Genomic DNA, 14,653 nt, shown 5'->3' with positions numbered 1-14,653 from the left:
ATGACTACACGACGCAAACTGGTGGTGGGCAACTGGAAGATGCACGGCAGCCACAAGGCCAATGCCGAGCTGTTCGAAGGTCTGCTGGACGCCGGCCCCAGCAATGCCGACATGGCGGTGTGCGTGCCGTTCCCTTTCCTGTCGGAAGCCGCGGTGGCCCTGGCCGCCAGTGCCATCCGCTGGGGCGCACAGGACTGCTCGGCCCATGAGCAGGGCGCCTACACCGGCGAGGTGTCGGCCGCCATGTTGCACGAGTTCGGCTGCCGCTACGTCATCGTCGGCCACTCCGAGCGCCGTGCCTACCATGCCGAAAGCGACCAGCTGGTGGCCGACAAGGCCAAGGCTGCGCTTGGCAAGGGCATCACGCCCATCGTGTGCGTGGGCGAGACGCTGGCCCAGCGCGAGGCCAACGAGACCGAGGCGGTGGTCAAGCGGCAGCTGTCCGCCGTGATCCATACGCTGGGGCATTGCGTGGGCGAGATGGTCGTCGCCTACGAACCGGTGTGGGCCATCGGCACCGGCAAGACCGCATCGCCCGAGCAGGCGCAAGCCGTTCATGCGTTGCTGCGTGCGCAGTTGCAGGCAGCCACGCCGCAGGCCGGCGCGATGAAGATCCTCTACGGCGGCAGCGTCAAGCCCGACAACGCCGCAACCCTGTTTGCGCAGCCCGACATCGATGGCGGGCTGATCGGCGGTGCCTCGCTCAAGGCCGCCGACTTCATCGCCATCGGCCGCGCCGCGCCCTGAGAACTCCCGGAGTCACAAGAAATGCAAATCTGGATGAACATCGTGCTGGCGGTCCAGCTCCTGACGGCGATCACGATGATCGGACTGGTGCTGGTGCAGCACGGCAAGGGCGCCGACATGGGCGCTTCCTTCGGTGGCGGCTCGTCGGGCAGCCTGTTCGGTGCCACCGGCAGCGCCAACTTCCTGTCGCGTTCCACCGCCGCCTGCGCCACCGTGTTCTTCATCTGCACGCTGGCCCTGGCCTACCTGAACAGCCGGGAGCGCACCGTGGAACCCGCCACCGGTGGCACGGTGTTCGAGCGCGCCATTCCCTCGGCGCCTACGCCCGCGGCCTCCGCCGCGCTGCCTTCGGCCTCCACACCGGTGGCCCCGGTCGTCCCTGCTGCGCCGGCGGCCTCTGGCGCCGTCATCCCGAAGCCTTGATCTGCCTCCTGCATCATGTTGGTGACAACCCTCGTGATGCGGGAAATTTCGGGCTAGAATGCGAGGCTGTTCAGTGAGCAATCCTCAAGCAAAACCGAACAGTCGAAGTTGACAAAACCGCCGACGTGGTGAAATTGGTAGACACGCTATCTTGAGGGGGTAGTGGCGAAAGCTGTGCGAGTTCGAGTCTCGCCGTCGGCACCAGAAATGAGATGGGTTGTAAGCAAGGCCCTCACCGGTACTTTGCAAGACAGCGCCCTGAATGCGATCAGCAATGCAGGGAAAACTGGGCGCGCTGAGTGAGCCAAGCTGGTTCCGGCGCGCTTTTTGCTGCCCGGACGTCGATCTCGCAACCTTAGCCAAGAGCCATGGACCTGCAACAGTACCTACCTGTCATCCTGTTCATCCTGGTCGGTATCGGTGTAGGCATCGTGCCCCAGGTGCTGGGTTTTGTTCTCGGTCCGCAACGGCCCGACATGGCGAAAAACTCGCCCTATGAATGCGGCTTCGAGGCCTTCGAGGACGCCCGAATGAAGTTCGACGTGCGCTACTACCTGGTGGCCATTCTCTTCATCCTGTTCGACCTCGAAATCGCATTCCTCTTCCCTTGGGCCGTTGCGCTCAGGGAGATCGGCCCCGCCGGCTTCTGGGCGATGATGCTGTTCCTGACCATCCTGGTGGTCGGATTCGTCTATGAGTGGAAAAAGGGCGCCCTCGACTGGGAGTAAGCACAAATGGGTATCGAAGGCGTTCTCAAGGAAGGCTTCGTCACCACATCGGTCGACAAGCTGATCAACTGGTCGAAGACCGGCTCGCTGTGGCCGATGACCTTCGGCCTGGCCTGCTGCGCGGTGGAGATGATGCATGCGGGTGCTGCCCGCTACGACATCGACCGCTTCGGCATGCTGTTCCGTCCCAGCCCGCGCCAGTCCGACCTGATGATCGTGGCCGGCACGCTGTGCAACAAGATGGCGCCGGCCCTGCGCAAGGTCTACGACCAGATGGCCGAGCCGCGCTGGGTGCTGTCGATGGGCTCGTGTGCCAACGGCGGCGGGTACTACCACTACAGCTATTCGGTGGTGCGCGGCTGCGACCGCATTGTGCCGGTGGACGTCTATGTGCCGGGCTGCCCGCCCACGGCCGAGGCTTTGCTATACGGCATCCTGCAGCTGCAGGCCAAGATCCGCCGCGAGAACACGATCGCCCGCTGAGGCGGCCGGCCACCCAGCGTCAGCCATCGCATGACCCAGAAACTCGACAACCTGCAAGCCGCGCTCCAGTCGGTGCTCGGCGACAAGATCAAGACCTTCAAGCGCGAGCGCGGCGAGATCACCATCACCGTGGCCGCTGCGGTGTACGCCGACGTGGCGCTGCGGCTGCGTGACGATCCCGCGCTGCGGTTCGAGCAGTTGATCGACCTGTGCGGCATGGACTACAGCGGTTGGCAGGACAGCGGCGCGTATGAGGGTCCGCGCTTCGCCGTGGTGACGCACCTGCTCTCTCTGCAGCACAACTGGCGGCTGCGCCTGCGCGTGTACTGCCCGGATGACGACCTCCCGATGGTGGCCTCGGTCAACGAGGTGTGGAATGCCGCCAACTGGTTCGAGCGCGAAGCCTTCGACCTGTACGGCATCATCTTCGAAGGCCACCTGGACCTGCGCCGCATCCTGACCGACTACGGCTTCATCGGCCATCCGTTCCGCAAGGACTTTCCCACCACGGGCCATGTGGAGATGCGCTACGACCCTGAGCAGAAGCGCGTGATCTACCAGCCCGTGACGATCGAGCCGCGCGAGATCACGCCGCGCATCGTCCGCGAAGACAACTACGGCGGGCTGCACTGAGCGCCGCCGGCGCCAACAGGTTTCTATGGCAGAGATCAAGAACTACACGCTGAACTTCGGGCCCCAGCACCCCGCCGCGCACGGCGTGCTGCGCCTGGTGCTCGAGCTCGACGGCGAGGTCATCCAGCGTGCCGACCCGCACATCGGCCTGCTGCACCGCGCGACCGAGAAGCTGGCCGAAAGCCGCACTTTCATCCAGTCGCTGCCCTACATGGACCGTCTCGACTACGTGTCGATGATGTCCAACGAGCATGCGTACTGCCTGGCCATCGAGAAGCTGATGGGCATCGAGGTGCCCGAGCGCGCGCAGTACATCCGCGTGATGTTCAGCGAGATCACCCGCCTGCTGAACCACCTGCTGTGGCTCGGCGCGCACGGTCTCGACTGCGGCGCGATGAACATGCTGATCTACTGCTTCCGCGAGCGGGAAGACCTGTTCGACATGTACGAGGCGGTGTCGGGCGCGCGCATGCATGCGGCCTATTTCCGGCCTGGCGGCGTGTACCGCGACCTGCCGGACTCGATGCCGCAATACAAGGTGTCGAAGATCCGCAATGCCAAGGCCATCGCGGCGATGAACGACAACCGGCAGGGTTCGCTGCTGGACTTCATCGACGACTTCACCAAGCGCTTCCCGACGCACGTCGACGAGTACGAGACGCTGCTGACCGACAACCGCATCTGGAAGCAGCGCACCGTGGGCATCGGCGTCGTCACGCCGGAGCGTGCCAAGAACCTCGGCTTCAGCGGCCCGATGCTGCGCGGCTCGGGCATCGCCTGGGACCTGCGCAAGACGCAGCCCTATGAGGTCTATGACCGCATCGACTTCGACGTGCCGGTGGGCACCAACGGCGACACCTACGACCGCTACCTGGTGCGCATCGAGGAGATGCGGCAGTCCAACCGCATCATCGAGCAGTGCGTGGCCTGGCTGCGCAAGAACCCCGGCCCGGTGATCACCGACAACCACAAGGTGGCGCCGCCTTCGCGGCTGGACATGAAGTCCAGCATGGAAGAGCTGATCCATCACTTCAAGCTCTTCACCGAAGGCTTCCACGTCCCCGAAGGCGAGGCCTACGCAGCCGTGGAGCATCCGAAGGGTGAGTTCGGCATCTACCTGGTGAGCGACGGCGCCAACAAGCCGTACCGCCTGAAGATCCGCGCACCGGGCTTTGCGCACCTTGCAGCCCTCGATGAAATGGCGCGCGGCCACATGATTGCCGATGCCGTCGCCATCATCGGGACGATGGACATCGTGTTTGGCGAGATCGATCGATGAGCCTGTTTTCCGTGGACACCCTGGCCCGCTTCGCCAAGGAAGTTGCCAAGTACCCGCCCGAGCAGAAGCAGTCTGCGGTGATGGCCTGCCTGTCGATTGCGCAGCAGGAACTGGGCTGGGTCTCGCCCGAGAGCGAGCAGGAGATCGCCGACTACCTCGGCATGCCCGCGATCGCGGTGCACGAGGTGACGACCTTCTACAACATGTACAACCAGCAGCCGCTGGGCCGCTACAAGCTCAACGTCTGCACCAACCTCCCTTGCCAGCTGCGCAACGGCCAGCATGCGCTGGAGCACCTGTGCGCCAAGCTGCATGTCGATGAAGGCGGCACCAGCGCCGATGGCCTGTTCACCGTGCAGAAGACCGAGTGCCTGGGCGCCTGCGCCGATGCACCGGTGATGCTGGTGAATGACCGCCAGATGGTGAGCTACATGACCGACGAGCGGCTCGACGCGCTGGTCGACACACTGAAGGCGCAGGCAAAGTGAACATGCCCGACCTTTCCCGGTTCCAGGCCACCGGCCTCGAAACCTGCTTCCACGACCGCCACATCGGCGCGCAAATTTATGCGGGCCTGAACGGCCGCAACTGGTCGATCGCCGACTATGAGGCGCGCGGTGGCTACCAGGCGCTCAAGCGCATCCTGGGCACCGACGGCGGCGCCGGCATGACGCCCGACCAGGTGATCGCCGACGTCAAGCTGTCGGGCCTGCGCGGTCGCGGCGGCGCAGGCTTCCCGACCGGGCTGAAGTGGAGCTTCATGCCCCGCCAGTTCCCGGGCCAGAAGTACCTGGTGTGCAACTCCGACGAAGGCGAGCCGGGCACCTGCAAAGACCGGGACATCCTGGCCTACAACCCGCACATCGTCATCGAGGGCATGATCATCGCGGCCTACGCGATGGGCATCAGCGTGGGCTACAACTACATCCACGGCGAGATCTTCGAGGTGTACGAACGCTTCGAGGCCGCCCTGGAAGAAGCGCGGGCCGCCGGCTACCTGGGCAACCAGATCCTGGGCAGCGGCTTCAGCTTCCAGCTGCATGCGCACCACGGCTTCGGCGCCTACATCTGCGGTGAAGAAACCGCGCTGCTCGAATCGCTGGAAGGCAAGAAGGGCCAGCCGCGGTTCAAGCCGCCGTTCCCGGCGAGCTTCGGCCTGTATGGCAAGCCGACCACGATCAACAACACCGAGACCTTCGCCGCGGTGCCCTGGATCATCCGCAATGGCGGCCAGGCCTACCTCGACATCGGCAAGCCGAACAACGGCGGCACGAAGATCTTCTCGGTGGTGGGTGACGTCAACAAGCCTGGCAACTACGAGATCCCGCTGGGCACGCCGTTCAGCAAGCTGCTGGAACTGGCAGGTGGCGTGCGCACCGGCCGGCAGCTCAAGGCCGTGATCCCGGGCGGCTCGTCGTCGCCGGTGCTGCCGGCCTCGATTATGAACGAGTGCACCATGGACTACGACTCGATCGCCAAGGCGGGGTCGATGCTGGGTTCGGGCGCCGTCATCGTGATGGACGACAGCCGTTGCATGGTGCGCAGCCTGCTGCGCCTGAGCTACTTCTACATGCACGAGAGCTGCGGCCAGTGCACGCCGTGCCGCGAAGGCACGGGCTGGCTGTGGCGCATGGTCGATCGCATCGCCAACGGCCAGGGCCGTCCGGAAGACATCGACCTGCTGAACTCGGTGGCTGACAACATCCAGGGCCGCACCATCTGTGCGCTGGGTGACGCCGCGGCCATGCCGGTGCGGGCGATGCTCAAGCACTTCCGCGACGAGTTCGTCCACCTCATCGAACACAAGACTGCGAAGGTCCCGCAGCCGGCCGCGGCCGTGCATGCCTGACGGCAACCGGGACACACAACATGGTTGAAATCGAACTCGACGGCAAGAAGGTCAGCGTGGTCGAAGGCAGCATGGTCATGCATGCCGCCGACGCCGCGGGCACCTACATCCCGCACTTCTGCTACCACAAGAAGCTGAGCATTGCGGCCAACTGCCGCATGTGCCTGGTCGAGGTGGAGAAGGCGCCCAAGCCGATGCCCGCCTGTGCCACGCCGGTGACCAACGGCATGATCGTGCGCACCAAGAGCGACAAGGCGATCAAGGCGCAGCAAGGGGTGATGGAGTTCCTGCTGATCAACCACCCGCTGGACTGCCCCATCTGCGACCAGGGCGGCGAATGCCAGCTGCAGGACCTGGCCGTGGGTTACGGCGGTTCTTCCTCGCGTTACCAGGAAGAAAAGCGCGTGGTGTTCCACAAGGACGTGGGTCCGCTCATCTCGATGGAAGAGATGACGCGCTGCATCCACTGCACCCGCTGCGTGCGTTTCGGCCAGGAAGTGGCCGGGATCATGGAGCTGGGCATGATCCACCGCGGCGAGCATTCCGAGATCACCACGGTGGCCGGCGACACGGTGGACTCCGAGCTCTCGGGCAACATGATCGACCTGTGCCCGGTTGGCGCGCTGACCAGCAAGCCCTTCCGCTACAGCGCCCGCACCTGGGAGCTGTCGCGCCGCAAGAGCGTGAGCCCGCACGACGGCGTGGGCGCCAACCTGATCGTGCAGGTCAAGTCCAACAAGGTCATGCGCGTGCTGCCGCTCGAGAACGAGGCGGTGAACGAATGCTGGCTGTCGGACCGCGACCGCTTCTCGTACGAAGCACTGAACAGCCCCAGCCGCCTGACCACGCCGATGATCAAGCAGGGCGGCCAGTGGCAGGCCGTCGACTGGAACACCGCGCTGGGCTATGTGGCCGATGGCCTGAAGCGCGTGAAGGGTGAGTTCGGCGTGGCCGGCATCGGCGCGCTGGGCTCGGCCCAGTCCACCGTCGAGGAACTTCATCTCCTGGCCAAGCTGGTCCGCGGCCTGGGCAGCGACAACATCGACTACCGCACCCGCCACGCCGACTTCGCGCTGGAGCAGGGCGGCGTGCGTTGGCTGGGCACCTCCATCGCCTCGCTGTCGACACTGCAGCGTGCTTTCGTCATCGGCTCGTTCCTGCGGAAGGACCAGCCGCTGATGGCGCAGCGCATCCGCCAGGCCGCGCGGCATGGCGCGCATGTGCACAGCCTGGGCGCGGTGAATGACGAGTGGCTGATGCCCACGGGCATCCGCCTGGTGGCCGCCCCCAGTGCCTGGGTGGGCGTGCTGGCCCAGGTGGCTGCCGCCGTGGCCGCAGCGACCGGCGCCGTGTCGCCGGTGTCGCTGGATGCCGGTATCGAGCCCACCGAGGACGCCCGTGCGATCGCCACTTCCTTGATCTCGGGTCAGCAAAAGGCCGTGCTGCTGGGCAATGCCGCCGCGCAGCACCCGGAAGCCTCCCAGTTGCTCGCACTGGCCAACTTCATCGCGCAGCACACCGGCGCTTCGGTGGGCTACCTCACCGAGGCAGGCAACACCGTCGGCGCGCAGCTGGTGCATGCCATGCCGCGCCAAGGCGGCCTGAACGCGGGCCAGATGCTGTCGCAGCCGATGAAGGCCCTGCTGCTCCTCAACGTGGAGCCGGTGCTGGACGCCGCCAACGCCGCGGCGGCCCGTGCAGCGCTGCAGGGCTCGGGCCTGGTGGTCGCGCTCACGCCCTTCAAGGATGCGCAGGTCGACAACGCCGACGTGCTGCTGCCGATCGCGCCCTTCACCGAGACCTCCGGCACCTTCGTCAACGCCGAAGGCCGCGTGCAGAGCTTCCACGGCGTGACCAAGCCGCTGGGCGATGCCCGCCCGGCCTGGAAGGTGCTGCGAGTGCTGGGCAATCTGCTGGGCCTGGAAGGCTTCAACCACGAGACCTCGGAGGAGGTGCGCGCGGAAGCCCTGGGCGATGCCGCCGGCATCACCAGCCGGCTGAACAACGAGGCGGCTTCGCTGGGCCAGGTGACCATCAGCCCGCAGGACGGCATCGAGCGCCTGGCCGATGTGCCGATCTACAGCGCCGACGCCATCGTGCGCCGAGCCACCTCGCTGCAGCTGACGGCCGATGCACGCCCGCCGGTTGCCAGCCTGCCGTCAGGCCTGTGGCAGACACTGGGCCTGCAGGTCGGCGACCGCGTGCGCGTCTCGCAAGGCCAGGCGTCCGCCGTGCTGCCTGCCGTGGAAGAGCCGACACTGGCTGGCAACACCGTGCGCGTGCCGGCCGGCCATGACCACACCGCCACCCTTGGCGCCATGTTCGGCGCGCTGACCATCGAAAAAGCCTGAACATGCTGGATACCGTCCAACAAGCCGGCACGTCGCTGCTCGGCCCCACGCTCTGGCTGGTGGTCTGGAGCCTGATCAAGATCGTCGCGGTGGTGGCGCCGCTGATGGGCTGCGTCGCCTACCTCACGCTGTGGGAGCGCAAGGCCATCGGCTGGACGCAGATCCGCCCGGGCCCCAACCGCGTTGGCCCGTTCGGCCTGCTCACGCCCATCGCCGATGCGGTCAAGCTGATCTTCAAGGAAATCATCCGCCCGACGGCGGCCAACAAGGGCCTGTTCTTCCTGGGCCCGATCATGACCATCATGCCGGCGCTGGCGGCCTGGGCCGTGGTGCCGTTCGGACCTGACGTGGTGCTGGCCAACGTCAACGCCGGCCTGCTGTTCCTGATGGCCATCACCTCGCTGGAGGTGTACGGTGTGATCATCGCGGGCTGGGCCTCCAACTCGAAGTACGCCTTCCTGGGTGCGCTGCGGGCTTCGGCGCAGATGGTGAGCTACGAGATCGCGATGGGCTTCTGCTTCGTCGTGGTGCTGATGGTGTCGGGCACCCTGAACATGAGCGCCATCGTCACCAGCCAGGGCACCGGCTTCTTCGCCGACAAGGGCGTGGGCCTGCTGTCCTGGAACTGGCTGCCGCTGCTGCCCATCTTCGTCGTGTACTTCATCTCCGGCCTGGCCGAGACGAACCGCCACCCGTTCGACGTGGTGGAAGGCGAGTCGGAAATCGTGGCCGGGCACATGATCGAGTACTCGGGCATGTCGTTCGCGATGTTCTTCCTGGCCGAATACGCCAACATGATCCTGGTCTCCACCCTGGCCGTGATCCTGTTCCTCGGCGGCTGGCTGAGCCCCTTCGGGTTCCTCGACTTCATCCCTGGCTGGATCTGGCTGGCGATCAAGGTCTTCGTGGTCGTCACGATGTTCCTGTGGGTGCGTGCCACGTTCCCCCGCTTCCGCTACGACCAGATCATGCGTCTGGGCTGGAAGATTTTCATTCCCGTCACCCTGGTGTGGCTGGTCGTCGTTGGCCTGTGGATCCAGTCGCCCTGGAACATCTGGCCTTAAAGCCGGCTAACGCCCCGCACACAGAGGTCACCCCATGTCTGCCGTCAAAGACTTCGTCTCCAGCTTCATGCTGCTGGAGCTGCTCAAGGGCCTGAAGCTCACGGGCCGCCACTTCTTCCAGAAGAAGATCACCATCCAGTTTCCGGAAGAGAAGACGCCGCTGTCGCCGCGCTTCCGTGGGCTGCATGCGCTGCGCCGCTACGAGAATGGCGAAGAGCGCTGCATCGCCTGCAAGCTGTGCGAGGCAGTGTGCCCGGCGCTGGCCATCACCATCGAATCGGACGTGCGTGACGACGGTTCTCGCCGCACCACGCGCTACGACATCGACCTGACCAAGTGCATCTTCTGCGGCTTCTGCGAGGAAAGCTGCCCGGTCGATTCCATCGTCGAGACGCACATCCTCGAGTACCACGGCGAAAAGCGCGGCGACCTGTACTTCACCAAGGACATGCTGCTGGCCGTCGGTGACCGCTACGAGCGCGAGATCGCCGCCAACAAGGAGGCCGACGCGAAGTACCGCTGACGGCTGCGGCCGCCTGCCCAGGCGGCCCTGGCCCGGCGCGTGCGCGCGTTCAAGAAAACATGAATACGACGACCGCTCTCTTCTATGCGTTCTCGGCGGTGCTGCTGGGAGCCTCCTTCCGCGTGATCACGGCGCGCAGCACCGTGCATGCGGCGCTCTTCCTGGTGCTGGCCTTCTTCAGCGCAGCCTGCGTTTGGATGCTGCTGAAGGCCGAGTTCCTGGCCATCACGCTGGTGCTGGTGTACGTCGGCGCAGTGATGGTGCTGTTCCTCTTCGTGGTGATGATGCTGGACATCAACACCGACGCCTTCCGACAGAACTTCTGGAAGCACTTCCCGGTGGCCGGCCTGATCGGCGCGCTGATCGCGCTGGAGATGGCGGCGGTGCTGTACCAGGGCTTCTACGTGCCCGAGGCGCCGATGATGACCGCGGCGGAGATCGAGGCCGGCAACACCAAGCTGCTGGGCATCGAGATGTACACCAGGTATCTCTACCCGCTGCAGATCGCCGCGGTGCTGCTGCTGGTGGCCATCGTGGCGGCCATCGCGCTGACGCTGCGCAAGCGCAAGGACTCGCGTGCCATCGATGCCTCGCAGGCGGTGCGCGTCAAGAAGGCGGACCGTGTCCGACTGGTCAAGATGAAACCGACGATCGAGGTGCCTTCGGTGCCTGCCGCCCAGCCGGGCGCCCAAGCCGAGGGGAAACAGTGATGCTGGGCCCCGTGTCTCTTGGCCACTACCTGTCGCTGGGCGCGGTGCTGTTCGCGCTGTCGGTGATCGGCATCTTCCTGAACCGCCGCAACCTGATCGTGCTGCTGATGGCCATCGAGCTGATGCTGCTGGCGGTCAACCTGAACTTCATCGCCTTCTCGCACTACCTGCCGGCCGTGGCCGACCGCATGGCGGGCCAGGTGTTCGTGTTCTTCATCCTGACGGTGGCGGCCGCCGAATCCGCCATCGGCCTGGCCATCCTGGTCGTGCTCTTCCGCAACCGTGCGTCGATCAACGTCGACGAACTCGATACCCTGAAGGGCTGATTGACCATGTCGGCAACCCTGTCCCAGAACATGCTTCTCGCGGTGCCGCTGGCGCCGCTGGCCGGCTCCGTCATCGCCGGCTTCTTCGGCAAGACGGTGGGCCGCCGCGGCTCGCACATCGCCACCATCCTCGGCGTGGCCATCGCCTTCGTGCTGTCCGTGATGGTGCTGCAGAGCGTCGTCGTCGACGGTGCCCGCTTCAACGCCACCGTCTACGAGTGGATGGTGCTCGGCGACCTGAAGATGGAAGTCGGCTTCCTGGTCGACGGTCTCACCGCGATGATGATGTGCGTGGTGACCTTCGTGTCGCTGATGGTGCACATCTACACCATCGGCTACATGGAGGAGGACCCGGGCTACCAGCGCTTCTTCTCGTACATCTCGCTGTTCACCTTCTCGATGTTGATGCTCGTGATGAGCAACAACTTCCTGCAGCTGTTCTTCGGCTGGGAGGCGGTGGGCCTGGTGTCGTACCTGCTGATCGGCTTCTGGTTCAAGCGCCCGACGGCCATCTTCGCCAACATGAAGGCCTTCCTGGTCAACCGGGTGGGTGACTTCGGCTTCATCCTCGGCATCGGCCTGCTGCTGGCCTACACCGGCACGCTGAACTACGGCGAGACCTTTGCCAAGAGCGGCGAACTGGCCAAGCTCACGCTGCCCGGCACCGACTGGATGCTGCTGACCACCGCCTGCATCTGCCTGTTCATCGGCGCGATGGGCAAGAGCGCGCAGGTGCCGCTGCATGTGTGGCTGCCGGACTCGATGGAAGGCCCGACGCCGATCTCCGCGCTGATCCACGCGGCGACGATGGTGACGGCCGGCATCTTCATGGTGGCCCGCATGTCGCCGCTGTTCGAGCTGTCGGACACCGCGCTGTCCTTCGTGCTGGTGATCGGCTCCATCACGGCGCTGTTCATGGGGTTCCTGGGCATCATCCAGAACGACATCAAGCGCGTGGTGGCGTACTCCACGCTGAGCCAGCTGGGCTACATGACGGTGGCACTGGGCGTGTCGGCCTACTCTGTGGCGGTGTTCCACTTGATGACGCATGCGTTCTTCAAGGCGCTGCTGTTCCTCGGTGCAGGCTCGGTCATCATCGGCATGCACCACGACCAGGACATCCGCAACATGGGCGGCCTGCGCAAGTACATGCCCATCACCTGGATCACGTCGCTGCTGGGCTCGCTGGCCCTGATCGGCACGCCGCTGTTCTCCGGCTTCTACTCGAAGGACAGCATCATCGAGGCGGTGCATGCCAGCCACCTGTGGGGCTCGGGCTTCGCCAACTTCGCGGTTCTGGCGGGTGTGTTCGTCACGGCGTTCTACTCCTTCCGGATGTACTTCCTGGTCTTCCATGGCAAGGAGAACTTCCGCCACAAGCCGTTCCCGGGCGAGCACGACCACCACGACGACGAGCACGGCCACCATGAACCGCATGTGCCGCATGAGTCGCCCTGGGTGGTGACCGCGCCGCTGGTGCTGCTGGCCATCCCGTCGGTGCTGATCGGCTACCTGACCATCGGTCCGATGCTGCACGGCGACTTCTTCAAGGACGCGATCTTCGTGGACGCGGCCAAGCATCCGGCCATGGCCGAGCTGAACGAGGCCTTCCACGGCGCTGCCGCCATGGCCTCGCACGGCCTCCTCACGGCGCCGTTCTGGCTGGCCCTGGCCGGCGTGGTCCTGGCCTGGTTCTTCTACATGAAGGCACCGTCGATCCCGGCGGCCATCAAGGCGCGCAGCGGCCCGATCTACCGCCTGCTGGAGAACAAGTACTACTTCGATGCCTTCAACGAGAAGTTCATCGCCGGCGGCGCACGCCTGCTCGGCGTGGGGCTGTGGAAGGGCGGCGACGTGGGTCTGATCGACGGCGTGTTCGTCAATGGTTCGGCGCGCCTGATGGGGGGCATCGCCTCGCTGACCCGATTCCTGCAGACCGGCCACCTGTACTGGTATGCGCTGGTGATGCTGCTGGGTGTGTTCGGGTTGATGACCTGGCAACTGTGGCCCACGCTCGGCGGCCTCTTCGGGCGCTGATGGCGGGGCGGAGAACAAGAACATGGGATTGTTGAGTGTTGCCATCTGGCTGCCGATCGCTGTCGGCGCCGTCCTGCTGGCCCTGGGGCGCGACGAATACGCCAAGGCCGTGCGCTGGCTGGCCTTGCTGGGCGCCATCGCCAGCTTCGCCGTCACGCTGCCATTGATCGGTGGCTTCGATGCGGGCACGGCCTCGATGCAGTTCGTCGAGAACTACGCCTGGATCGACCGTTTCAATATCCGCTACCACCTGGGCGTGGACGGCATCTCGGTGTGGTTCGTGCTGCTCACGGCCTTCATCACCATCATCGTGGTGATCGCCGCCTGGGAGGTGATCACTGACCGCGTCAACCAGTACATGGGCGCGTTCCTGATCCTGTCGGGCGTGATGGTGGGCGTGTTCTCGGCACTGGACGGCCTGCTGTTCTACGTGTTCTTCGAAGCCACGCTGATCCCGATGTACATCATCATCGGCGTGTGGGGCGGCCCGCGGCGCGTGTACGCGGCGTTCAAGTTCTTCCTGTACACGCTGCTGGGCTCGCTGCTGATGCTGGTGGCGCTGCTGTACCTGTACTACAAGTCGGGCGGCAGCTTCTCCATCCTGGACTGGCACCAACTGCCGCTGCCCGCCACCGCGCAGACGCTGCTGTTCTTCGCCTTCTTCGCGGCCTTCGCCGTGAAGGTGCCGATGTGGCCGGTGCACACCTGGCTGCCCGATGCGCACGTGGAGGCGCCCACCGGCGGTTCGGTGGTGCTGGCGGCCATCATGCTGAAGCTCGGCGCCTATGGCTTCCTGCGCTTTTCCATGCCCATCGTGCCCGATGCCTCGCATCAGTGGGCCTGGCTGATCGTGGCGTTCTCGCTGGTGGCGGTGATCTACGTCGGCCTGGTGGCGCTGGTGCAGCAGGACATGAAGAAGCTGGTGGCCTACTCGTCCATCGCGCACATGGGCTTCGTCACCCTGGGCTTCTTCCTGTTCAGCGAACTGGGCGTGGCCGGCGGCCTGGTGCAGATGGTGAGCCACGGCTTCGTCTCGGGCGCCATGTTCCTGTGCATCGGCGTGCTGTATGACCGCGTGCATTCGCGTGAGATCAAGGCCTACGGCGGCGTGGTGAACACCATGCCGAAGTTTGCCGCCTTCGCGGTGTTCTTCGCGATGGCCAATGCCGGCCTGCCGGGTACCAGCGGCTTCATTGGCGAGTGGATGGTGATCCTGGCGTCGGTCAAGTTCAGCTTCGTGATCGGCATCCTCGCGGCCACCGCGCTGATCCTGGGCGCGGCCTACAACCTGTGGATGGTCAAACGCGTGTACCTGGGCGACGTGGCCAACGACAACGTGCGTGCGCTGACCGACATCAACAGCCGCGAGTTCCTGATGCTGGCCGTGCTGGCCATCGCCACGCTGGCGATGGGCGTCTACCCGAAGCCGGTGACCGACGTGATGCATGTCTCCGTCACCGAGCTGCTGAAACACGTGGCTGTTTCCAAACTTCCCTGACG

At 65.1% G+C, this 14,653-nt stretch carries 15 protein-coding genes and 1 tRNA gene; all 16 read left to right on the top strand.

What is annotated here, in order from left to right; all coding sequences use genetic code 11:
- The 16 genes from tpiA (at position 1) to VO99_RS16035 (ending at position 14,651) form a co-directional block, all read left to right on the top strand.
- Entirely contained in the window at positions 1–747 is a 747-nt protein-coding gene (gene tpiA, locus VO99_RS16110; protein ID WP_046113911.1) for a triose-phosphate isomerase, read from the top strand.
- Positions 748–768: 21 nt separating this feature from the next.
- Positions 769–1,170: a preprotein translocase subunit SecG gene (gene secG, locus VO99_RS16105; RefSeq protein ID WP_046113910.1), complete on the top strand. Its 402-nt coding sequence runs from the start codon at positions 769–771 to the stop codon at positions 1,168–1,170.
- A 119-nt stretch (positions 1,171–1,289) separates the two neighbouring features.
- Positions 1,290–1,374 (top strand) — tRNA-Leu (locus VO99_RS16100).
- 164 nt (positions 1,375–1,538) lie between these two features.
- Positions 1,539–1,898, top strand: a complete 360-nt coding sequence (locus tag VO99_RS16095; RefSeq protein WP_046113909.1) for an NADH-quinone oxidoreductase subunit A — start codon at positions 1,539–1,541, stop codon at positions 1,896–1,898.
- A 6-nt stretch (positions 1,899–1,904) separates the two neighbouring features.
- A complete protein-coding gene (locus VO99_RS16090) occupies positions 1,905–2,381 on the top strand; it encodes a NuoB/complex I 20 kDa subunit family protein (RefSeq protein WP_046113908.1) in 477 nt (158 codons plus the stop codon).
- Positions 2,382–2,411: 30 nt separating this feature from the next.
- Positions 2,412–3,014, top strand: coding sequence for an NADH-quinone oxidoreductase subunit C (locus VO99_RS16085; protein WP_046113907.1), 603 nt, complete (start codon positions 2,412–2,414; stop codon positions 3,012–3,014).
- A gap of 25 nt (positions 3,015–3,039) precedes the next feature.
- Positions 3,040–4,293 carry an NADH-quinone oxidoreductase subunit D gene (locus VO99_RS16080; RefSeq protein ID WP_046113906.1) on the top strand — a complete coding sequence of 418 codons (1,254 nt, stop codon included), beginning with the start codon at positions 3,040–3,042 and terminating at the stop codon, positions 4,291–4,293.
- Positions 4,290–4,781: an NADH-quinone oxidoreductase subunit NuoE family protein gene (locus tag VO99_RS16075; RefSeq protein ID WP_046113905.1), complete on the top strand. Its 492-nt coding sequence runs from the start codon at positions 4,290–4,292 to the stop codon at positions 4,779–4,781. Before VO99_RS16080 ends, VO99_RS16075 begins: the two co-directional genes overlap by 4 nt.
- 2 nt (positions 4,782–4,783) lie before the next feature.
- Positions 4,784–6,142: an NADH-quinone oxidoreductase subunit NuoF gene (gene nuoF, locus VO99_RS16070; RefSeq protein WP_046113904.1), complete on the top strand. Its 1,359-nt coding sequence runs from the start codon at positions 4,784–4,786 to the stop codon at positions 6,140–6,142.
- Positions 6,143–6,162: 20 nt separating this feature from the next.
- Entirely contained in the window at positions 6,163–8,493 is a 2,331-nt protein-coding gene (nuoG, locus tag VO99_RS16065) for an NADH-quinone oxidoreductase subunit NuoG (RefSeq protein ID WP_046113903.1), read from the top strand.
- Between the two features lie 2 nt (positions 8,494–8,495).
- On the top strand, positions 8,496–9,557 hold the full coding sequence (gene nuoH / locus VO99_RS16060) for an NADH-quinone oxidoreductase subunit NuoH (protein ID WP_046113902.1): 1,062 nt from the start codon (positions 8,496–8,498) through the stop codon (positions 9,555–9,557).
- A 34-nt stretch (positions 9,558–9,591) separates the two neighbouring features.
- Positions 9,592–10,080: an NADH-quinone oxidoreductase subunit NuoI gene (gene nuoI, locus VO99_RS16055; protein WP_046113901.1), complete on the top strand. Its 489-nt coding sequence runs from the start codon at positions 9,592–9,594 to the stop codon at positions 10,078–10,080.
- 59 nt (positions 10,081–10,139) lie between these two features.
- Positions 10,140–10,790, top strand: a complete 651-nt coding sequence (locus VO99_RS16050; RefSeq protein ID WP_046113900.1) for an NADH-quinone oxidoreductase subunit J — start codon at positions 10,140–10,142, stop codon at positions 10,788–10,790.
- On the top strand, positions 10,790–11,116 hold the full coding sequence (gene nuoK, locus VO99_RS16045; RefSeq protein WP_046113899.1) for an NADH-quinone oxidoreductase subunit NuoK: 327 nt from the start codon (positions 10,790–10,792) through the stop codon (positions 11,114–11,116). The genes VO99_RS16050 and nuoK overlap by 1 nt, the downstream gene beginning before the upstream one ends.
- 6 nt (positions 11,117–11,122) lie before the next feature.
- Positions 11,123–13,153, top strand: coding sequence for an NADH-quinone oxidoreductase subunit L (gene nuoL / locus VO99_RS16040; protein WP_046114035.1), 2,031 nt, complete (start codon positions 11,123–11,125; stop codon positions 13,151–13,153).
- A 22-nt stretch (positions 13,154–13,175) separates the two neighbouring features.
- Entirely contained in the window at positions 13,176–14,651 is a 1,476-nt protein-coding gene (locus tag VO99_RS16035; RefSeq protein ID WP_046113898.1) for an NADH-quinone oxidoreductase subunit M, read from the top strand.
- Positions 14,652–14,653 lie beyond the last annotated feature (2 nt).

This window comes from Aquincola tertiaricarbonis (assembly GCF_000969605.1).
Lineage (GTDB): Bacteria > Pseudomonadota > Gammaproteobacteria > Burkholderiales > Burkholderiaceae_C > Aquincola > Aquincola tertiaricarbonis.
This window is presented reverse-complemented; position numbering and strand designations above follow the sequence as displayed.